Source organism: Lysobacter panacisoli, from assembly GCF_009765165.1.
GTDB classification, from domain to species: Bacteria; Pseudomonadota; Gammaproteobacteria; order Xanthomonadales; family Xanthomonadaceae; genus Lysobacter_J; species Lysobacter_J panacisoli.
Map to the genome: position 1 here is coordinate 314,344 of NZ_VLNU01000001.1, position 19,493 is coordinate 333,836.

At 63.8% G+C, this 19,493-nt stretch carries 27 protein-coding genes; 11 read left to right on the forward strand and 16 right to left on the reverse strand.

Annotation, left to right across the window (positions count from 1 at the left end; all coding sequences use genetic code 11):
- Positions 1–89: 89 nt before the first annotated feature.
- The 5 genes from ppk2 to FOF45_RS01595 form a co-directional block, all read right to left on the reverse strand.
- Positions 90–1,007, reverse strand: a complete 918-nt coding sequence (ppk2, locus tag FOF45_RS01575) for a polyphosphate kinase 2 (protein ID WP_233264022.1) — start codon at positions 1,005–1,007, stop codon at positions 90–92.
- A complete protein-coding gene (locus tag FOF45_RS01580; RefSeq protein WP_158982285.1) occupies positions 1,004–2,680 on the reverse strand; it encodes a SulP family inorganic anion transporter in 1,677 nt (558 codons plus the stop codon). The genes ppk2 and FOF45_RS01580 overlap by 4 nt, the downstream gene beginning before the upstream one ends.
- Positions 2,667–2,951 carry a hypothetical protein gene (locus FOF45_RS01585; RefSeq protein WP_158982286.1) on the reverse strand — a complete coding sequence of 95 codons (285 nt, stop codon included), beginning with the start codon at positions 2,949–2,951 and terminating at the stop codon, positions 2,667–2,669. Before FOF45_RS01585 ends, FOF45_RS01580 begins: the two co-directional genes overlap by 14 nt.
- A 181-nt stretch (positions 2,952–3,132) precedes the next feature.
- A complete protein-coding gene (locus tag FOF45_RS01590; RefSeq protein ID WP_158982287.1) occupies positions 3,133–3,783 on the reverse strand; it encodes a hypothetical protein in 651 nt (216 codons plus the stop codon).
- Between the two features lie 167 nt (positions 3,784–3,950).
- The gene (locus tag FOF45_RS01595) at positions 3,951–4,463 is read right to left on the reverse strand and encodes an HIT family protein (RefSeq protein ID WP_158982288.1); all 513 of its coding nucleotides are present in this window, start codon (positions 4,461–4,463) and stop codon (positions 3,951–3,953) included.
- A gap of 151 nt (positions 4,464–4,614) precedes the next feature.
- Between FOF45_RS01595 and FOF45_RS01600 the strand changes: the two genes are divergently transcribed.
- Both FOF45_RS01600 and FOF45_RS01605 read left to right on the forward strand, forming a co-directional pair.
- Complete coding sequence (locus FOF45_RS01600; protein ID WP_158982289.1) at positions 4,615–4,911, forward strand: autorepressor SdpR family transcription factor; 297 nt, start codon at positions 4,615–4,617, stop codon at positions 4,909–4,911.
- On the forward strand, positions 4,908–5,294 hold the full coding sequence (locus FOF45_RS01605; protein WP_158982290.1) for an ammonium transporter: 387 nt from the start codon (positions 4,908–4,910) through the stop codon (positions 5,292–5,294). Before FOF45_RS01600 ends, FOF45_RS01605 begins: the two co-directional genes overlap by 4 nt.
- Positions 5,295–5,362: 68 nt before the next feature.
- Here FOF45_RS01605 and FOF45_RS01610 read toward each other — a convergent pair whose 3' ends face one another.
- Positions 5,363–5,809, reverse strand: coding sequence for a hypothetical protein (locus tag FOF45_RS01610; RefSeq protein ID WP_158982291.1), 447 nt, complete (start codon positions 5,807–5,809; stop codon positions 5,363–5,365).
- Positions 5,810–5,870: 61 nt separating this feature from the next.
- Entirely contained in the window at positions 5,871–6,710 is an 840-nt protein-coding gene (locus FOF45_RS01615; RefSeq protein WP_158987132.1) for an alpha/beta fold hydrolase, read from the reverse strand.
- A 257-nt stretch (positions 6,711–6,967) separates the two neighbouring features.
- Between FOF45_RS01615 and FOF45_RS01620 the strand changes: the two genes are divergently transcribed.
- A complete protein-coding gene (locus FOF45_RS01620; RefSeq protein ID WP_158982292.1) occupies positions 6,968–7,576 on the forward strand; it encodes a CGNR zinc finger domain-containing protein in 609 nt (202 codons plus the stop codon).
- Between the two features lie 23 nt (positions 7,577–7,599).
- On the opposite strand, the gene FOF45_RS01625 is transcribed toward FOF45_RS01620, so the two are convergent.
- From FOF45_RS01625 to FOF45_RS01650, 6 genes are all read right to left on the reverse strand, one after another.
- Positions 7,600–8,124 carry a tetratricopeptide repeat protein gene (locus tag FOF45_RS01625; protein ID WP_158982293.1) on the reverse strand — a complete coding sequence of 175 codons (525 nt, stop codon included), beginning with the start codon at positions 8,122–8,124 and terminating at the stop codon, positions 7,600–7,602.
- A 161-nt stretch (positions 8,125–8,285) separates the two neighbouring features.
- A complete protein-coding gene (locus FOF45_RS01630) occupies positions 8,286–8,684 on the reverse strand; it encodes a hypothetical protein (protein ID WP_158982294.1) in 399 nt (132 codons plus the stop codon).
- A 289-nt stretch (positions 8,685–8,973) separates the two neighbouring features.
- Complete coding sequence (locus FOF45_RS01635) at positions 8,974–9,342, reverse strand: hypothetical protein (RefSeq protein ID WP_199244415.1); 369 nt, start codon at positions 9,340–9,342, stop codon at positions 8,974–8,976.
- Between the two features lie 239 nt (positions 9,343–9,581).
- Positions 9,582–10,655, reverse strand: coding sequence for a serine hydrolase domain-containing protein (locus FOF45_RS01640; RefSeq protein ID WP_158982296.1), 1,074 nt, complete (start codon positions 10,653–10,655; stop codon positions 9,582–9,584).
- Positions 10,656–10,794: 139 nt separating this feature from the next.
- The gene (locus tag FOF45_RS01645; protein WP_158982297.1) at positions 10,795–11,181 is read right to left on the reverse strand and encodes a hypothetical protein; all 387 of its coding nucleotides are present in this window, start codon (positions 11,179–11,181) and stop codon (positions 10,795–10,797) included.
- Positions 11,182–11,380: 199 nt separating this feature from the next.
- Entirely contained in the window at positions 11,381–11,803 is a 423-nt protein-coding gene (locus tag FOF45_RS01650; protein WP_158982298.1) for a hypothetical protein, read from the reverse strand.
- 920 nt (positions 11,804–12,723) lie between these two features.
- Here FOF45_RS01650 and FOF45_RS01655 point away from each other — a divergent pair.
- From FOF45_RS01655 to FOF45_RS01680, 6 genes are all read left to right on the forward strand, one after another.
- A complete protein-coding gene (locus FOF45_RS01655) occupies positions 12,724–13,065 on the forward strand; it encodes an ArsR/SmtB family transcription factor (protein WP_158982299.1) in 342 nt (113 codons plus the stop codon).
- Entirely contained in the window at positions 13,062–13,550 is a 489-nt protein-coding gene (locus FOF45_RS01660) for an ArsI/CadI family heavy metal resistance metalloenzyme (RefSeq protein ID WP_158982300.1), read from the forward strand. Before FOF45_RS01655 ends, FOF45_RS01660 begins: the two co-directional genes overlap by 4 nt.
- 7 nt (positions 13,551–13,557) lie before the next feature.
- Entirely contained in the window at positions 13,558–13,989 is a 432-nt protein-coding gene (gene arsN2, locus FOF45_RS01665; RefSeq protein ID WP_158982301.1) for an arsenic resistance N-acetyltransferase ArsN2, read from the forward strand.
- Positions 13,990–13,995: 6 nt separating this feature from the next.
- Complete coding sequence (locus tag FOF45_RS01670; RefSeq protein ID WP_158982302.1) at positions 13,996–14,379, forward strand: arsenate reductase ArsC; 384 nt, start codon at positions 13,996–13,998, stop codon at positions 14,377–14,379.
- Entirely contained in the window at positions 14,376–15,056 is a 681-nt protein-coding gene (locus FOF45_RS01675; protein WP_158982303.1) for an aquaporin, read from the forward strand. Before FOF45_RS01670 ends, FOF45_RS01675 begins: the two co-directional genes overlap by 4 nt.
- Before the next feature lie 164 nt (positions 15,057–15,220).
- Positions 15,221–15,436: a hypothetical protein gene (locus FOF45_RS01680; protein ID WP_158982304.1), complete on the forward strand. Its 216-nt coding sequence runs from the start codon at positions 15,221–15,223 to the stop codon at positions 15,434–15,436.
- Here FOF45_RS01680 and FOF45_RS01685 read toward each other — a convergent pair whose 3' ends face one another.
- The gene (locus tag FOF45_RS01685; protein WP_158982305.1) at positions 15,437–16,453 is read right to left on the reverse strand and encodes a transporter; all 1,017 of its coding nucleotides are present in this window, start codon (positions 16,451–16,453) and stop codon (positions 15,437–15,439) included. It abuts the gene before it with no gap.
- Between the two features lie 97 nt (positions 16,454–16,550).
- A complete protein-coding gene (locus FOF45_RS01690; RefSeq protein ID WP_158982306.1) occupies positions 16,551–16,751 on the reverse strand; it encodes a hypothetical protein in 201 nt (66 codons plus the stop codon).
- A gap of 79 nt (positions 16,752–16,830) precedes the next feature.
- Between FOF45_RS01690 and FOF45_RS01695 the strand changes: the two genes are divergently transcribed.
- Both FOF45_RS01695 and FOF45_RS01700 read left to right on the forward strand, forming a co-directional pair.
- Positions 16,831–17,868 carry an arginase family protein gene (locus tag FOF45_RS01695; protein ID WP_233264024.1) on the forward strand — a complete coding sequence of 346 codons (1,038 nt, stop codon included), beginning with the start codon at positions 16,831–16,833 and terminating at the stop codon, positions 17,866–17,868.
- Positions 17,869–18,018: 150 nt separating this feature from the next.
- Positions 18,019–18,627: a hypothetical protein gene (locus FOF45_RS01700; protein WP_233264025.1), complete on the forward strand. Its 609-nt coding sequence runs from the start codon at positions 18,019–18,021 to the stop codon at positions 18,625–18,627.
- Between the two features lie 90 nt (positions 18,628–18,717).
- Here FOF45_RS01700 and FOF45_RS01705 read toward each other — a convergent pair whose 3' ends face one another.
- Positions 18,718–19,401 carry a hypothetical protein gene (locus FOF45_RS01705; protein ID WP_425481949.1) on the reverse strand — a complete coding sequence of 228 codons (684 nt, stop codon included), beginning with the start codon at positions 19,399–19,401 and terminating at the stop codon, positions 18,718–18,720.
- Positions 19,402–19,493 lie beyond the last annotated feature (92 nt).

Sequence of the window (19,493 nt, forward strand, 5' to 3'; positions counted from 1 at the left end):
CGCGCATTATCGCCGGTCGGCCCGCGAAGGTGCGGTCGCCGCCACGCTGCCGCGCAAGCCTCACGCCGCCACACCGGGCGGACGGGACCTCAATAGCGTTCCTCGACGTACTTGTACGGATGATCCGGCTCGGTGTAGTTGCCGCGCTTCTGCCGCCGGGGAAAGTTCACTTTCTTGCGCGGCAGCTCTTCGTACGGCACGTGGTCGAGCAGGTGCTGGATGATGTTGAGCCGGCCGCGGCGCTTGTCGTCGGTGCGCGCCACGTACCACGGCGCCTGCGGCGTGTCGGTCGCGGCGAACATGTCGTCGCGCGCACGCGAGTAGTCGTACCAGCGGCTGTAGGACTTCAGATCCATCGGCGTGAGCTTCCAGATCTTGCGTCCGTCGTTGGCCCGTTCCTTCAGGCGCCGCTCCTGCTCCTCCTGGCTGACTTCCAGCCAGTACTTGAGCAGGATCACGCCGGACTTGACCATCGTCTTCTCCATCAACGGGACGATCTGCAGGAACGTGCGCACCTTGTTCTCGGTGGCGAAACCCATGACGCGCTCGACGCCGGCGCGGTTGTACCAGCTGCGGTCGAAGATCACGATCTCGCCCGCCGCGGGCAGGTAGCGCACGTAGCGCTGGATGTACATCTGGCTGCGTTCGCGGTCGCTCGGCGCCGGCAGCGCGACGACGCGGAACACGCGCGGGCTCACGCGCTCGGTGATCGCCTTGATGGTGCCGCCCTTGCCGGCGGTATCGCGTCCTTCGAACACGATGCACACCTTCAGGCCCTGGGCGACCACCCACTGCTGCAGCTTCACCAGTTCCACGTGCAGGCGCTCGAGCCGTTCCTCGTACTCGCTGCGCTTCATCCGCGTGGACTCGGGCTTGCCGTTCGGCTCGCCGCGTTTCGCCGACGCGCGCTTGCTGGCGGCCGACTCGACCTTCGCCTGCGCCGCGCCGCGCTTCGCCCGCGCACCGCGCGGGGCCGATGGTGTTGACTCGGGCTTACTGCGTTTCATGTCGGCGACTCCGCGGGGGTTGGCAGGGCGGCATCCGCTTGCAGGCGGTCGACCGCCATTTCGAGATTGAAGAACATCCATTCCTCGCCGAGCGCCTTGCCCAGCGGGGAACGCAGGACCATCGCGTGGACTTCCGGATTCAGCCCGGAGAGCACCAGCTGCACGCCCGCAGCACGATGCCGGCGTTCGGCATCGATGAGCGCGCTGAGCGCGGAATACTCCAGGTCGAACAGGCCCGACAGGTCGAGCACGACGTAGCGCGGGTGGTACTGCGCGATCAGCGGGCGGATCTTCTCCGCCGCGCGCTCGGCGTTGACGAAGAACAATCGCCCTTCCAGGCGCAGCAGCAGCAGTCCGGGGAAGGCCTCGTCATCCGGATGCTCCGGCGTGCGCGCGCGGAACACGTTGGTGCCTGGCTTGCGGCCGAGCAGCCGCACCGCCGGATCCGCCGCCTGGTGGGCGAGCGCCACCAGCGACACCACGATCGCCACCAGGATGCCCTTCAACGTGCCCAGCAGCATCACGCCGGCGAACGCCGCGAGCGCCCACAGGAACTCAGTACGCCTTACCCGGAGGATGTCGCGGAAATCCGCGGGGTTGATCAGGCCGATCGAATAGACGATCACCAGCGCGGCCAGCGTGGCGTGCGGCATCAGCCCGATCAGCGGTGCCAGCAGCAACATGGTTGCGACGGTCGCAGCCGCGGTGACGACCTCGGACATCTGGCTGCGTGCACCGGCGCGACGATTCACGGCGGTCTGCGACATGCCGCCGCCGGACGGCATCGCGCCGAAGAACGCACCGGCCACGTTGCCGGCGCCGGTCGCGAGCAGTTCGCGGTTCGCGCGCGGCAGCGGTTCGTGGCTGGCCTGGAACGCGCGTCCCACCGCGATGGTCTCGGTGAAGCTCATCAGCGCGATGCCGCATGCGCCGGGCCACAGCTGTTGTGCCAGCGCGAGATCCGGCAACGTCAGATGGGGAAAACCACTCGGCACCGTGCCCACGAGGTCGATGCCGTGGTTTTCCCAACCGAGCAGTCCCGCGGCGGCGATCGCGCCCGCGACCGCGATCAATGGTGCCGGCCAGCGCGGACGCAGGCGTTCGATCAGGGTCAGCACCGCTATCGTGCCCACGCCCACCGCCAGTGTCGGCCACGACAGGTGCCCCAGTCCGCGCAGGATCTCGCCGACGTTGTGCACGAACGATCCCTTGTCGAAGTGCAGCCCCAGCAGCTTGGGCAACTGGTCGACGATGATCACCACGCCGATGCCGGCCTTGAAACCCACCAGCACCGGCAACGAGATGAAGTTGGCGACGAAGCCCAGCCGCAACAGCGACGCGACGACGAGGATCGCGCCGACCATCAACGTCAGCGTCGCCGTCACGACGATCAGTTGGCCGGGATCCGCGCCGGGCGCGACCGAGGACAGCTCCGCACCGGTGAGGATGGCGATGGTCGTGGTGGTGCTCACCGACAACGGGCGCGACGTGCCCAGCAGCACGTACACCAGCATCGGCACGAAAGCGGTGTAGAGGCCGACTTCGATCGGCAGGCCTGCGATGGTGGCGTACGCCATCGCCTTGGGTATGACGACCGCAGCGGCGGTCAACCCCGCGACGACGTCGCCACGCAGCGGCTTTCCTCCCGATACGGGTGCTTCAGCGACCGCCACGTTGCTGCTCGTTCTCCAGGGCCTTGTTCACGATGTCGGCATAGAGCTGCGAGATCTGCGCGCCAAGCTCATGGAAGCGCGGATTCCGCGCGACGTACTGCTGGCCGTCCCGTGCGTCGTCCATCGCGCCCTTGAGGAACACGATGTCCGCATCCGTCAGGCATTCGCCGGCATCGACGCGCTTCTTCACGGCGAGCGCGCGCGGAAGACGGAACCGGAGCAACCGCTCCAGCAGCGTCTGCAGGACGGCGTCATCGTCCGGGTCAGGCATCGCTCCGTGACCGTCGTGTGATCTCGGCATCACGTTAGGAGCCGGGCAGCCCGCCGGATATTGGCCCTTGGCCCTATCGCGCCCGTTGATCGGGCCGGTTTCGCTGAGATGACCCGGGGCGCTGCCCGGGTACCGCTTCGGACTGCGTCCAGATAGCGACCAGTCGGCGATTCCTCTCCCGCTATCGTTCCCACGCAACCATCTTGAATCGTTCGTGCTCGATTCCGAAGAAATCGCACTTCCAGGCGCTTTGCGCTTCGAAGCCAAGGTCGATCCATTCATCGCGGTGCGCAAGGACGCGCTTCGCGCAATCGTCCCAGTCGACCGACATGAAGTACTCCGTGTACTTGCCGACGCGCGTCTGGATCTCTTCGTAGACGAACGAGTCGTACTCGAAGTGCAGGACCTCGAAGACGTTGCCGTCCCGGTCCGCATAATCCATCGAGAAATCCAGGCCCCACTTCGGGCGCAGCTTCACCAGCTTGTACATCAGCGGGTTGGCCTGCGCCCAGTCCTTGAGCTGATCCAGCGCCTCGCCTGCGAAACCTTTGCGCTCCAGCAACAACGCATGGTTGAGCACCGCACCGTCGTTCTTCGTTGACGGCGACACGAGCCACGTCGACCGGATCGCGTGGCGATGCTCTCTATGCGCGCAGAACTTCTGGCCATTCGCCGCTGCGAACAACTTCTCAAGTGGACTGAGGTCGTATCCGCCCTGGTCGAACAACTCGACATACTCCGGACCTGGCACGGGTACCCGGAAGTTCGCCAACCGCTTGCGGTAGAACGGTTCCGGATTCAGCTGTGTGGCAATCAGCGTGAGATCGTTCATTGGTGCGATGAACCTTCACCGAGCATTGCACTGTGTTGCGAACATCCGTGTCGGCTCTCCCTGACACCTCGGGACAAGGATGTCAGATGGCGTGTGCAGCCTGGATGACCTCCAGGGCTAGGCGAGTGCACAACGTCCGCCTCGGGCGGAAACGGAAGTGAGCCCAGCTAGTCCGGCAGATTCGAACGAATCAGGCGCACGGTTTCAGCAAGTTGGCTGGTGGAAACTTGAACTCGCTCTCGACGCTGCGCATCCCCGCCTGAATCGTGCGAGGTGCCCCTCTGACGTCCGGCACCATCGAAGGTCGCGAGTTGCGGTGGACCTATCCCCCAGTCACTGCCCTTCTGCCGAGGCACGACATGGAAATGGAAGTGCGGTGTTTCCTGCCCGCTGTAGACCCCGTTGTTCTGGAACGTAAGTATTCCGAGGGGCCGGTAGCTCCTGACGAGTGCCTGCGCGACTCTCCTGGCCGAGAGCATCACCGCCTCGCATTCGTGATCGGAAAGATCGAGGAGCGTCGCGACGTGCCGTCGTGTGATGACGCAGCACTGGCCGACTTCGAATTGCCACGGATTGATGATCGTCAACGTATGTTCGCTTTCGTCGATGATCGCCCATCGATCTTCGCGACCTGCCGTTTCGCAAAGATCGCACGGGTCTCTTATGGGAAGCTCGATCATTCGCCCTCTCCGATTGAGCCGATTTGCCCCTGGCCGATCGATCGCCGCAAAACCACGACTGCTTTGGGGCGGAAGCGGACATTAGCACCCGCTCGACCGCGCCCTCGTCGATGCACTTGACACAATTCGATAGTTAGCTAACTATCACAATATGAGCCAGGTCTTCAAAGCACTTTCCGACCCTACCCGGCGACAGGTGCTGCAACTCCTGCGCAAGGGCCCCCTGAGCGCGGGGGAGCTGAGCGACCACTTCGACGTCTCCAAGCCGACGATGTCTGCCCACTTCGCGGTGTTGAAGGACGCGGATCTTGTCCACGCCGAGAAGGCCGGGAAGTCCGTCATCTACCACCTGAAGCTGTCCGTGCTGGAAGACGCATTGCTCGGCTTCGTTCATTCCTTCGACGTGGGTGTCGAAAAACCGAAGTCCAGGAAGGAGAGAGCACGATGAACAAAGAGCTGGTTTCAGACCTCGCCTGGGGCGTCGGCATCGTGGTGCTAGCGCTTGCATCGACGTACGCGCGCAAGCTGGGCTACATCGAAGCCGAGACGGTCACGCGGATCGTCATGTGCGCTATTGGCTTGATGGTTGCCTGGTTCGGCAACCGGATGCCGAAGCGATTCGTCCCCAACGCCGTGGCGCGACAAGCCACGCGAGTCGGGGGCTGGTCGCTGGCACTCAGTGGACTGGTCTATGCAGCGCTTTGGGTGTTTGCGCCACCGCAGGTAGCGGTAGTGGGAGGTTCGGCCGCCGTCATACTGGGAATACTGGTGACGATCAGCTACTGCCTGTCGTTGCGCAGCAAGGCAAGAAAGGCGCGCCCCACCCCCTGAAGCGAAGCGGGCTCGCGCAACGCGCTACTGCACGACCTGGATCAGGAGCAGCGCGCGCACGACGTCCGCTATCGGCCCGGAGCGGACGCACCAGCCAGCTTGTGCTTGTCGGAACAGATCTCGCCTCGATCCACTACCCAACCCTCTTGCCTCGCCGCCTGTCCGATCACGTCTTCGAACATGGATCTGGACCCACTGAAATCCCGGGTTCCTTCTTTCACGAGAGCAACCAGGCTGATGCACCCTTCCTCAAGGTCGAGCTCTGCGGCCGCCATTCCAGGCCCCTCGTAAAGGTGGGCGATGCCGACCACATCGCCTCGTTCAAGAGGGATTCCGTCCTCTCTGTATCCGTGGGACGCCAGCACGAGCTCCAGCCGGTCGAGCGCTTCGCCTAACGTTGCCCCCCGATACGCCAAAGCGGCTTGGTCCACAGGGACATAGCGCCCGCGATCCGAGACGATGATGCATGCACCAAGCATGAGCGAGAGAGCGACCACGGCGGCAAACTGCTTCATCGTCGGCCTTGATCCACGTCCGCTTTGCGTTGGAAGCGGACATTACCACTCGAATCTTCAGTCAGAGGAAGAAGTCGCGGATCTCCGCGGCGATCTCGGCGGCATGGGTTTCGAGCGCGAAGTGGCCCGTGTCGAAGAACGTCACGCGCGCTTCGGGGATGTCGCGCTGGAAGGCGTCGGCGCCAGCGGGCAGGAAGAAGGGATCATGCCGCCCCCACACCGCGAGGAAGCGTGGCTTGTGGGTTCGGAAGTAGTCCTGGAACGTCGGGTATAGCGCAATGTTGCCCTTGTAGTCGCCGAACAGGTCGAGCTGTACGTCGTGAGCTCCCGGGCGCGCGAGGTAGTGGTCGTCGAGCGTGTAACCGTCCGGCGAAATCGCCGAAGGATCGGGCACGCCATGCGAGTACTGCCAATAGGTCGCTTCCGGTGCCAGCAATGCTCGCAGCGCGTCGCGATTTGCCGACGACGCGTCTTCCCAGTAAGCCCGGATCGGATTCCAACCGTCGCTCAAGCCTTCGAGATAGGCATTGCCGTTCTGCGAAATGATGCCGGTGATCCGATCGGGGCGGCGAATCGCCAGGCGAAAACCGGTCGGCGCGCCGTAGTCGAACACATAGACCGCGTAACGCTCGAACCCGACGATCTCGGTGAACCGCTCGATGGTGTCGGCAATCGAGTCGAACGTATTCGCTTTGGGATCGCCCGATTGGCCGAAGCCTGGCAGGTCCGGCGCGACGATGTGGAAACGATCCGCCAGCAGCGGGATCAGGTCGCGGAACATGTGGCTTGAACTGGGGTAGCCGTGCAGCAGCAGGAGCTTGGGGGCGCCGGCATGGCCCGCCTCACGATAGAAGACCGGAATCCCGTCGACGTCGACGGTCCGATACGAAACAGCAGTCATGGCCTTGCTCCTTGTCCTGTGTAACCAGAAATCATCTGGATAAGGGTTATACGCCCGACTTTTGTAACCTGTCAATTGCTTTTAATTAGGTTACCAAATCACCGATCACTCGGGCCGGACAGCAGACTCCAATCGAACAGAGACGCGACTAAGCCTGAATGCGAGGGACGACGCCGGCAAGCCTGAACCCAGCTGGCTAACTTGCACGACCATGTTCATGCGGTTACCTTTGGGCCGTCAGATGCCGGAAAGCACCCATGTCCGATCACCCAACCGCCATGTTCATCGCCGATGCGAGCGGGCTCGATTTCCTGAATTCAGTCGCGACGCCGATCGACGAGCCGATCGACTGGATCCGTGACGGCCGCGGGCTGGTGGATTGGCTGCGACAAGCAGGGCTGGTTCCAGAGCATGAGTTGCACAGCATCGCCAGCCGCGCGATGCCCGGTGAGCTGGATCGGGTGGCGGATCAGGCGCGCGACCTGCGCGAATGGTTCAGGGGCTTCGTCAACCGTCACCTTGGACGGCCGCTCGATCCCGACATCCTCCAGGATCTGGCCCCTCTCAATCGCCTGCTCGAACGCGACGAGGCCTACGGCAGGATCGCCCGTCAGGGCGGAGCGCTGGTGTTCGAGGAGGCGCGGCGATGGCGCTCTCCGGAGTCGCTGTTGATTCCGATCGGTGCAGCAATGGCGCGCGTGATCGTCGAAGAAGACTTCACGCACCTCAAGACGTGTGAAGGACATGGCTGCACGCTGGTCTTCGCAGACCACACCCGCGGGCGACGGCGCCGCTGGTGCAGCATGAGCGTCTGCGGCAATCGCGCGAAGGTGTCGGCACATCGCAGCCGCCAGAAGGCGGGTTGAAGACGGACATTCGTGGCCGCCGATCAGGATGAGCTGCGGATGACCTTCGCATTGATTGACCTGTAGGAACGGCCCCGATGTACCAGTTCTCGCATGAGCGCCCCCGCCTGTTCCAGACCCTCCTGTGTGATACATGCGGAGGACAGGGCTGCCTTCAAGTATCTTCGGGCGCGCTGGACTGAGCGGCGGACGCCGAGGCCCGCGAGGGACATTTTGGCAAGCTCCAACGACGAGTCACCGTCACCCAAAGCCGCAGAGCGCGCGTACCAGCCAAAGGCCAGCCTGTTCCGTCCCTGCTCCTGGTACAGGACTGCAATGTTGGAAGCAGCCGCTGCGTCACCCCGACGGTAGGCACGCTTGTACCAGTGCATTGCCGTCGTCTTGTCGGAAGAAGTGCCGATACCGACGTCGTAGAAGTAGCCCAGGTTCAACATGCAGCCGACCAATCCCGCCCCGGCACCTTTTTGAAACAGTTTCAGAGCCTGTTTGCCAAGGCCCTTGTCCCAAGCGGCGTGTGCGTTCAACTCAACGTTCTCGAGCGATTTCACCCACTGCTCCTGCGCTGCTTTGTACGTCCGCTTTGGGTCGGAAGCGGACATTAGCACTCGAACCTTCAGTCAGAGGAAGAGGAAAAAGGGGTCAGGTTCAATTCCGCCGCTGAGGAAATGTACCTGACCACGTTCCTCGGCTGCATGGAATCAGCGACGTCTCAACGTCCACGCGCCATGACGGCGGGCGAGCGCTCCTGAAGCGCTCGGAAGTATGCGAAGTAACGCATCGCGTACTTATTGCCAACCGGCTCCGATGCCACCATGCGAGGCCAAAGGTCATCAAAGCCGACCTTTCGAAGCAGGCGCGCATATTCCTTGAACTCGCGAGGCGTATTGCCGGCGGCGAGCATGTCCGTCACACGGCGCCTGATTCGAGTCTTGAGTGCCTGAGACAGTTCGATGCCTTTCAGCGCCCGTGCCGCGTTGCTCTTCAGCACTCGACCGAATGGGAGGGTGCCGTCCTGCTCGATGAGCTCGACCCCTAGCGTCGCGCAGGCTGGATCGCCGGCTTTGATTCCCTCTATTACCGGCTCCATGATCGGGTAGACCCAGGTCATGTCGGCGCGGTGATATGTCCTGGGCTGCAGTACGCGAGGCGACTGGACATCCAGTCGGGCGCAGTGCTCCAGATACCGCGACCTGACAGCTTCCACGCTCCAGGCTCCCTTGCCGTTGTAGTCGTGAATGAGCATCTTCAGGTCAATGTAAGGTCGACGCGCAGCATCGTATGCGATGTCCGCTTTGGGTCGAAAGCGGACATTAGCACTCGGCTTTGCGATTGCGCCGAAAAAGGGGGCAAGTTCAACTCCCGTCGAAAGATGTACCTGACCCCTTCCTTGATGCCTGCTAGGTACATTCGAGGAACGCGTCAGCACGTGACCCGCTCACAACTCCGCCTAACTCGGAAATGAAGTGGTCGAGCAAGATCGGCTCACTGACGAGATACATCTTGGCCTCGCTCGCGACCTCTCCGACAGAAAACTCGCTGAACTCGGATTGCTGATGAGTCGAAATGAAGAGCTTCCCCGGTGAGCGGAAATGCAACCTCGCATGAAAGGCCCCATTGGCGTACTCAGGACCGAATTCCCCAACACGAAAGTCGGAGATTCCGCCATGAATGCGATCGCGAAAGGCCCTGAGCTGATCGACCAGTTCCCCGAGGCGCGCATGCCCTGCATAAGCAGTGCTGTGGAACGACGAGTCCTTGTCGGTCACAACGATTCGAAGCTCAACAACATCGTCGTCCGACCAGATCCTTGAAATGAATATCCCTTGCTGCATCGCTCACCTAAAAAGACGGATAGAAGTGGGCCAGGTTCAATTCGGTCGTTGAAGAAGGTACCTAGGAAATTGAGGCATGTTCAATTCCACCGTCAAAGAATAGCTGCCCTCCTTCCAGGATCGCCGACGAAAGGCCTCAAGCGCGAACTGCCCCTACTCTCTATTTCATGGCCTCACCGCATCAGCTGATGCCCGATCTTCGCGACGAACTCATCCAGGTCTGTCGAATCGGTATTGGCGAGGATGATCACCGTCGTGTCGCTGTCCAGGAAGCGGTACAGCTGAGTCTGTGCGCCCATGATTCTCCCGGGCCGCTTGGCGACGCGATACGTCCGTCCGTTCGCCTTGGTCTCGTACACCCATAAACCAAGGCCGTATTCGTCCAGTCCCGGCTTCAGGAGTTGCGTCATCGAATCGGCGCTCAGGAGCTTCCCGCCAAACAAGGCATTGGAGAACACCAACAGGTCATCTGCCGTCGAGTACATCGCCCCGGATGCATACCAGTTCTCAGGATACGCCGGCAGGTCGGGCGTCATGGCTCCGCCGTCCTCGCGCCTGAAATACGTATCGGCCAGTCGCGACACGATCTGGTCCTGGCGGAGCACGCCGCTGTCGTGCATACCGAGCGGGACCAGGATCCCTCGCTTCAGCGCTTCTGCAAAGCCCTGCCCTTGCGTCCGCTCGATGATCTTGCCGAGCACCACGTAGTCGGCATTGTTGTACTCGAACTTGGTTCCCGGCGCCGCAACCAGTTTGCCGCTCGCGTAGAGCGACAGCAGCGCGTCGCTGCTGTGCGGTAACTGGTACACCGGCATGCCATCGCGGATGGCCGATGCGCCATCGGTGACCTGGTCGTAACTGGGCAGCCCCGAGGTGTGGCCCAGCAGTTGTCGCACGGTCACCTTGTCCGCTGCCTCGCCCGTGTAATCGGGAAAGTACGTGCGAACAGGCTTGTCGAGGTCCAGCTTTCCCTGATCGCGCAGCTGCAGGATCAGCGTGCTGGTGAACAGCTTCGTGATCGAGGCCACTTTGTAACGCGTACGCGCATCATTGGGCTGGTCGAATGCGATGTTGGCCAAGCCGAAGCTGTGCCGATAGATCACCTTGCCGCCCTGCTGCACCAGGATCGTCCCGCTGAAGCCGTGGTCCCGGGCATAGGCTGCGATGAACTCGTCAGGCGGCGCAGCTTGCGCCCGCATCGCCACGAGCGCCAGGAAAAGGGCGGCGGTGTAAAGGAGACGGCTCATGGCACCCTCGCACGACGCGGAAACCCGCTGATCGGGGAAGGGATACGTGCGGATTCCCGACGGTTGCAACCCGCCCAGGCCCCTCGGCAAAGCGCCGTTACCTCCCCTAAGAACGTCCGCTTTGGGTCGAAAGCGGACGTTACAGCTCTGGAACCACGTCTACGTCCAGGTCGGCATCAATCGCGGCGAGCGCAGCAATCGTGGCTCGATCCAGATAGAGCCCTGCAGGCGCTTCGCCTTCCACAAGGTAGCGCGCAACGACGGCTGTTATGGATATCTTCCCAGCACACTCACGATCGCGGAGCACCTCCGCAGCAAGCGTGACGTCGTCAACGAACCTCGACGCAACATCGCACTCAGACTCGATGCGGCGAGTGACCCAGTACACAAGCGGAACACTATGGAACGGCATACCGTCATGCTTGCGCCGCTTACGCTCTACCGACAGCGGAGCGAGCATTGAGTCCACTTCCTCCGCGTCCGTTTCCCCCAGCTTCTCGATACGCAGATAGCAAACTGTGCGCATAGGCCCTCCGTAGGCGATGACCGCTTTGGTCGAAAGCGGACATTACCACCCGGCTTCGCGATCGCGCCGGACTCACGGTTGCGCGCCCGGACAAGACTGCGCGCCCCAGCAAGCGTAGCCCGGGTAAGGCCGCAGGCCGCACCCGGGGATCGCGATGATGGGAAGCCGCCGGGTGCGCTTCGCTTACCCGGGCTACGCGCTACGCGCCGGCCTGCACGTGCGCGTGCACGCATCGCGCGCTCGTCGCGAGGTGCGTCCATTGTTCCGCTTCGTCCAGTGCGGAGCCGGCGTGTTGCAGCAGCACGCGCACGTCGGTGGGCGGGGCGCCGGCTTCGGGCAGGCGCGAGGCGATTTCCATCAGTTGCCGCGCGCGCAGCTGGCAGAAGCCGTTGAGGCGTGCGGCGTGTTCGTCGATGCAGCGGAGGTCTTCCGGCGCGCAGTGCAGGAGCAGCGCGTGGTCGATGTTGGGAACGTCGTCATCGTGGAGGATGCCGATGAGGTCGGCGAGGCATTCCGAAGCGGTGAATCGCGAATGCAGGTCGAGCGCGGTGCCGTGCGCGTCGCCTGTTGCGTGTCCGATCAAATCCGTTGCGTGACGTTGCGTGCTGCCATCGTGATGCATGAGTCGCTCCATTGACTGGGATGCCCTGCGGCGGATGCCGCAGGGGTGTCGGGAGGCAAAGAACCGCACGAAGTCGGCGGGCAGATTTCCCCTTGCGGGTCTTGTATCGCTGCCGCCCTCCCGACGCAGAGGTCTGCATCGATCGGATTGCGCCTGCGGCACCAGGCACAAAAAACCCACCGGAATTTCGGAGGTGGGCACCGCTTCGCGTGGAGTTCTTTGGCTCCGGCGGCGAGTCTTTTGCAACGCACCGAGCGCAGCAAGGCGAAGATGTCGCATGAAACGCCACGCATGACGCTCCGCGCATGAAGCGCCATGCGTAACGCATCACGCATGAAGCACCGCACCCCTCGCGCGACGCTTTTCGCCCCTCGCGTGGCGCTTTTTTCGCCACGCGTGGCGCTATTTCCTCCGGCGGCGACACTTTTCGCCCTTCGTGCGGCACCTTTTGCGCTTCCGGTGACGCTTTCTGCCTGTCGCGTGGCGCTATTTCCGCCGCGCGTGACGCTTCGTTCCTCTCGTGCGCGGCTTTTCTGCCTTGGGTGCAATGTCCAATGCGTCATGGATGACGCTTTTTTCGCCACGCGCGAGGTTTTTTGTCTCACGCCTGACGCTTTCCGCGCCTCGCATGACGCTGTCTGCCGCACGCATGACGCTTCTTTCCCTTCGCCCGACGCTTTCGGCGGCGTGCATGACGCTTTTTTCGTCGCGCGGCGACGGCCATGCGTAGCCCGGGTAAGGCCGCAGGCCGCACCCGGGGCATGGCCATCACGAGAAGACCCCCGGGTGCGCTTCGCTTACCCGGGCTACCTCGTGCCTGTGCGGTTGAAGCCCGCGCTGCGGCAGGCGTGGACCGCAGGCCCCGTGCCGACACTCATCGGAGGCTTGACACCCTTCAATATTTCCATGATTCTGGAATTATGAAAACAGACACCGCCCTCAAGGCCCTTACCGCCCTCAGTCACGAGGCCCGGCTGTCCGCCTTCCGTGAGCTGGTCCAGGCCGGGCCGGACGGATTGTCGGTCGGGGAATTGCGCGATCGGCTCGACCTTCCGCCCGCCACACTCACCGCCCAGCTCAACATCCTGCGCCATGCCGCGCTGGTGCACGACGAGCGCGAGGGGCGTGTCATCCGGGTGCGCGCCAACTATCTGCAGATGAACGACCTCATCGCCTATCTCACCGAGAACTGCTGCAGCGGCCAGGCCGTCTGCGAGCCCGCCAGCGGCTGCACGCCGCGAAAGAAAGGAGCCGCGAAGTGAACCGTTTCCACGTACACCTCAACGTATCGAACCTGGACGACAGCATCCGCTTCTACTCGCAGCTGTTCGCCACCGCACCGGCCGTCGTGAAGGGCGACTACGCCAAGTGGATGCTCGAAGACCCGCGCGTGAATTTCGCCATCTCCACCACCGGACGCACGCCGGGCATCGATCATCTGGGGATCCAGGTGGACAGCGGCGAGGAACTCGCCTCGCTCGGCCAGCGCCTCGATGCGGCCGGCAGCACCGTCGTACCCGAGCCCGATGCGACCTGCTGCTACGCGCGCTCCGACAAGATGTGGACCGAAGATCCGCAGGGCACGCGCTGGGAGACCTTCCACACCTTCGGCGATGCCGTGACCTACTACGCCGCGGACAACGCCTGTTCGAACGACGGCGCCGCGTGCAGTCCGGGACCCGCCGTCGCGCAGGCGAATGCGGAGCGTGCCGGCGGATGCTGCGTGCCGGCCTCGGGCTGCTGCTGAGGACGCCATGAACCTGCACTCCCCGCTTCCCCACGAACAGCAGGCGATCCGATCGCTGCTCACCGCCGCCGCGTTGCCCGTCGAAGATCTCGATGACGCGAAGGTGCAGTTCATCGTCGCCACCGAGAACGACGAGGCGGTCGGCGCGATCGGACTGGAATCGTTCGCCGACGCAGGCCTGCTGCGCTCACTGGTCGTTCGCGCCGATCTGCGCGGGAGTGGCATCGGCGGCCGTCTGGTCGACGCACTGGAATCCCTGGCGCGCGAGCGCGGCGTCGACCGTCTCGTACTCCTGACGCAGACCGCCGCGCCGTTCTTCGCCGGGCGTGGCTATCGCGTGATCGATCGCGAAGCGGCACCGGAAGGTGTCCGCACCAGTGCGGAATTCCGTTCGCTCTGCCCCGCGTCCGCCACCTGCATGCTCAAAGACCTGGATTGATTGACGATGAAACGTGTCCTGTTCGTGTGCGTTGAAAACGCAAACCGCAGCCAGATGGCCGAAGCGTTCGCGCACATCCACGGTGGCGATGCCGTGGAAGCGTTCAGCGCGGGCTCGCGTCCGTCCGGCGTGATCAACCCCAAGGCGATCCGCTTCATGTCCGAGCTGGGCTACGACCTGACCCGGCACGGATCGAAATCGCTCGACGAGATCGACGGCGAGTTCGATGCCGTCATCACGATGGGCTGCGGCGACGACTGCCCGTGGGTGCCGGCCAAACGGCGCGAGGACTGGGGACTTCCCGACCCCAAGCACATGGACGACGACGGTTATCGCGCCGTGCGCGACGAGATCTCCGCCCGCGTCAAAGCACTGCTGGACGCGTTGTGACGTCGCTTTCGCGCAGGCTCACGGCGGAGTTCATCGGCACTGCACTCCTGCTCACGGCGGTCGTCGGCTCCGGCATCATGGGACAGACGCTTTCGCGCGGGAACGATGGCATCGCGCTGCTGGCGAATGCCGCCGCCACGGCCGGCGCGCTGTACGTACTCATCGTGATCTTCGGGCCGATCTCGGGCGCGCACTTCAATCCCGTGGTCACCGTCGCCATGCGGTTGCGTGGCGAACTGGGTCGCACCGAGGCCATCGCCTGCATTGTCGTGCAGCTGATTGCCGCGGTGGCAGGCGTGCTACTGGCGCACGCCATGTTCGACCTGCCGTTGATCCAACCGGGCACGCATGTCCGCACCGGCTGGCCGCAATGGGGCAGCGAAGCAGTGGCGACGTTCGGACTGCTGCTGACGATCCTGCTGGGCATGCGCCATCGACCGGCGGCGGTGCCTGCCCTCGTGGCGAGCTACATCTTCGCCGCGTACTGGTTCACTTCAAGCACCTCGTTCGCCAATCCCGCCGTGACCGTTGCCCGCGCGCTTACGACGACTTTCGCAGGAATCAGGCCGATCGATGTCGCCGGCTTCATCGCTGCGCAGGCGGTTGGCGCTGTCGTCGCGATCATGGCTGCGAAGTTGCTGCTGTCCGAGGAAGATGCGCGCCTTCGGGCCGGTTGATTGCAGACCAGCCGATCCGCCGCTCCTTCCTGAAGCGTCGCGATACTGAACAGGGAAGCAGCAGATCAGCGCGGCGCCGTTCGTCGAGAAGGGGGAAATCGGTCGCGGCGCGAATCGCAGCGGAGCGGTATTCTCCGCCCGCCACTCATGCAGGGACCGATCCCATGCAGAAGTCTCGGAACGAACTGGCCTCCGACCTGTTCGCGATGCGTGCCTCGATGCCGCTCTGGCGTAAATCCCTGAGCGAGGACGAGTTGATGTCCGTCTATCACGATCAGGCGCATCGCGTGCTGTCGTGGGCCGGCGAAGAAGACCGGCAGTGGGTCACGACCCAGTTGAATGCCCTGGTGCCTTCGAAGGCACTCGTGCGCCCCGGCTAGTCATTCACGGCGCTTCCCGAAGGCGAGATAAGCCAGCACCACCGTCAGCGCGACGAGGCACGTCACGACGACGGCAAACCCGCGAGCGCTGTTCGCGAGGGGCATGCCGCCCACGTTCATGCCGAACAGTCCGGCGACCAGGTTGATCGGCAGCGCAAGCACCGTGACCACGGTGAGCACGAACAGCGTACGGCCGGTCTGTTCGTTCACCAGCGCCGCAAGTTCTTCCTGGATGAGCTTGACGCGCTCGACCAGCGTCGCCGAATCCCCAATCGCCGTGGAGAACTCTTCGGCGGCCTGACGCAGGTCGGCCACGTCGTCGCGGCTGATCCACGCCGGAGGGCGGTTCAGGAGGCGGAAGAGCGCGGTGGGTTCAGGTGCAAGCAGACGCTGCAGTCGCACCAGCGTTCGGCGCAATGAACCCAGCTCCTTGCGATCCGTGGATACGCGGTTCGCGAGCAGGCGATCTTCGATCTGGTCGACCCTGGCGCTGGACTTGCGGACGATGTCGCCCAGTACGCTGGCCTGATCGCGCAGCAGGTGCGCAAGCAGTTCGACGGGCGAGCGGAACTTCTGTCCGGCCCGAACCGCGCTGCGCAGCTGGTCGACCGAGCGCAGGGGTCGCAGCCGTGCGCTGATCACCATGTTGGGCGAGATGCACAAGCTCGTCGTACCGACGTCCGACGCGTCGAATGCCGATTCGAACAGGACGTCGTGCACGACCGCGACCAGCCGATCATCGTCCAGTTCCAGTCGCGTGGAGCCCACTTCACTGCGCAGCGACTCGAGGAAACCTTCGGGCAATTGCAGCGACCGCCGGAAGAAGCGATCCGTCGCCTGGTTGGACAATGAAAAATGCAGCCACAGAAAGGCGCCGCCCGCGTGTTGTTCCTGCGCTCCCATGAAGGCCGGCACGACATCGGCGTCGACCACCTCGGCTGCGCCATCGGGCGTGAACCGGTAACCCCAGATCAGCCCGTTCTTGTCCGACCCGTAGGCCGCAACCGTGGTCTGCATAGCGCACTCGCCGCGAAGAGGACGGGGCGAGATTAGCCCAATCCCCTTGCGCGAAGGCGCGTGTCGCCAGGCTCAGCGTTGGAAGATCGTCGCGTGACTAGCGTTCGATCCGATAGACGTCCGGCATTTGGCCGAGATAGTCGCGGTCGAACTCGTCGCTTCCCAGCAAGGTCGAGGTCGATAGTGCGGACGTGCGTTCGCGACGGGCATAGCGCGGCGGGAACAATGGCGTGTCGAAGGAAAGGTCGTGGTTGGGAAAGGGGTTGTCGCGTACGACTTCGTTCTTGAACAGCTGCATGACGGAACTCCAGGGGGAGGGAGCGGCGTTCCTCGCCGGGTCGTGCCCTTCGTGGGCGCGCCCAGACTGGAGGAAACGCGTGACCGAGGCATTTCCGTCGCACGAATGGAGCGTGTCCGGTCGGTCGGCGTTCATGGCAAGGGCGTGCCGCGCTCGACATCGACTGCGAGATGGAGCCGCAACTGCGACCACCCAACAAGCCCGCAAAGCTGCGTTCTCGACAACCCTTCCGCTACCCTACCCTTCGAAAACATCGCCTTCGCACGCTGCCGCTGTTCCGCAATCGAGTCCACAGGAGCGAAGAACCATGCCGTTCGACCTCAGCCTCTCCTACCCGCAATGGCAGGGATCGGGCCGACACGTGAACCTGCCGCGCGGTGCTGAAGCGGTCGCGGAAGTCTGCGGTCGATTCGCCCCGCTGGTCAGGGTTCCGCTCGGCGATGGCGATGTCGATGGCGAAACGCGCCACGGCGTTCATCGATGGGAAGCGATCTTCACGCAGTTCCGCAGCGCGCAGGACATCCTCGCGAATTCGGGTGCGCGTCGTGTGCTGACCGCCGGTGGCGATTGCGCGGTGGATGTCGCGGTGATCGACTATCTCAAGGGCGTGCATCCGGATCTGCAGGTGATCTGGATCGATGCGCACCTCGACGCCAATACGCCGGCGACCTCGCCCAGCGGCAATTTCCACGGCATGCCGGTCAGCGCGATTCTCGGCCGCGCGCCCGGTCCGATGCGAACGTTGCTGGGAAAGCCGATCGATCCGGCTCGCTTCCACTACGTCGGTATCCAGGTCGGCGACGATGGCGATTGGGAACTGCAACGCGAGCTTGATCTGCAGCGGCTGGATCCGAACGCACGCATCGACGGACCGGCGCACATCCATTTCGACCTGGATGCGCTGGATCCGAGTGAGTTTCCGTACGTCGCCTACCCCGACGGCAAGCTGCGAATCGACGATGCGATAGCGCTCGTGAGCCGCATCGCACGCGAAGCGGATCTGGTGGGCTTTACCGTGACCGAGTTCGCTCCGGCCAACGACGACGAAGCCCGCGCCGGCAGCCGGGTGATCGAACGCCTTTGCGAGGCGGCCGTCGCTCCTCCGCCTGTGATCTGAGACGCACAGGCACACCATTCTTGCCCCCCGCGCGCGGTCGGACACGGATCCGGCACAGACCTTCCGGATTGCCGTGGTCACCCGGTTGGCCGGATGGGACGGTGTCGTTGCGTTCGGCTTTGTACGGGTGGCGCCGGAAAGCGGCTCCGCTTGCACAAAGCCGCGCCGGGTTGGCGCAACCCCTGCCAGCGATCGAACCGGAGAGGACCGATGACCAAGTGGATGCCTTTGGGATGCGCCGTGGCCGTGCTCTGCGGCCATGCAGCGTTGGCGCAGGCGCAATCCGCGGCGGCCGTGACGTCGGCCCCTGCTCCGGCACCTGCAGCCGGCACCGCCGCGCAGGGCAATCGCCTGGTGATGGCGGACAACGAATCGTTCCTGCTGCCGCTGGACGACAGGAAGAACGTGCAGCCGAGCTACCCGCCGAACCTGCTCGCCCAGCAGCTGCCGCCGCGCACGGTGTGCCTGAGGGTGGGCATCGACGAGAAAGGCGCCGTGATCGTGGTGGCCAAGGCGCCGGCTTCGGAATTCTGTGTGATGGATGCGGAGCCCGAGTTCCTGGCCGCGTCGGAAACGGCGGCGAGGACCTGGAAGTTCGACCCCGCGCTGCGCTGCGTCTTCCGCAACGCGGAGGACAAGAAGCGGGCGCACGCCAGCTGCGACGGCGGCAAGAGCATTCCTGAGGCGGTGACCCTGGTGTATCGAATCCGGTTCGAACAGGTCGACGGACAACCCAAGGTGCACGTCATCGGCGGATGACGTGCTTTAAGGCATCAGCCAAGCGCTACCACGCGCAGCGTCGGCCGCTGCTCTGTCTCGCACACCAGAGGCGACACGCCAACGCGCCCTTCACTCAGGGGACCGTGCGTGTCTTCCATCGTCGTGCTGCTCGGTACCACGACTTTGCACGAACTCCGGGAAGGTCTCCTCCAGCGAGTCCCTGTCCGGCAGGATGTAGAACACTCCGCCCCGCTCGAACGTCGGACGGATGATCTGCTCGTAGAATTCGGGCGCGACGTTGATGCAGCCATGCGTGACGCGGTTGTCGTCCGGCGTGGGCGATGCAAGGCGTTCGGGGCGCTTCTCGGCCGGGACGCCAGTCGCGGTCGGGTGCATGGAGACTGCGGAATCGTAGTCCACCCACAGGACGCGCCCAGCGTCGGTCGATGGGCCGAAACCGCCGACAAAGCGACCCGCAGGCGTCGTGCGATCCCGACCCGGAATTTCGCGAAGCGCAAGGCCGGCGATGCCGGGGGCCGCATGATCGCCGACTGCCGAGCCAAAGAGCCCAGGCGCCGCGCCGCGAAGCCGGCCGTCGCCGCCGAACACCAGGATCTGTGCAGCGGCCTTGTCCATGATCGCGAACGGATAGCCTTCGCTGTTCCGGGTTGCGACAACCCAGCCCGCGAGCTCAATGACCGTACCGGATACTTCTTGCCCAGGCGGAAGCTGGTCGAACTCGGCCACCGGTTGTGCGGCGGCATCCTCGGCGCTCGCCGCGTTGAAGCTCGCGAACGCCAAGGCCAGGGCCAGCACGCCAGAAGCGGCCCGGATTGCAGGGTTTATGCAGGTATTGATAAGTCGATTCCTTGGGACGAAGACCGGGAAAAGAAAAGAGACCGGTG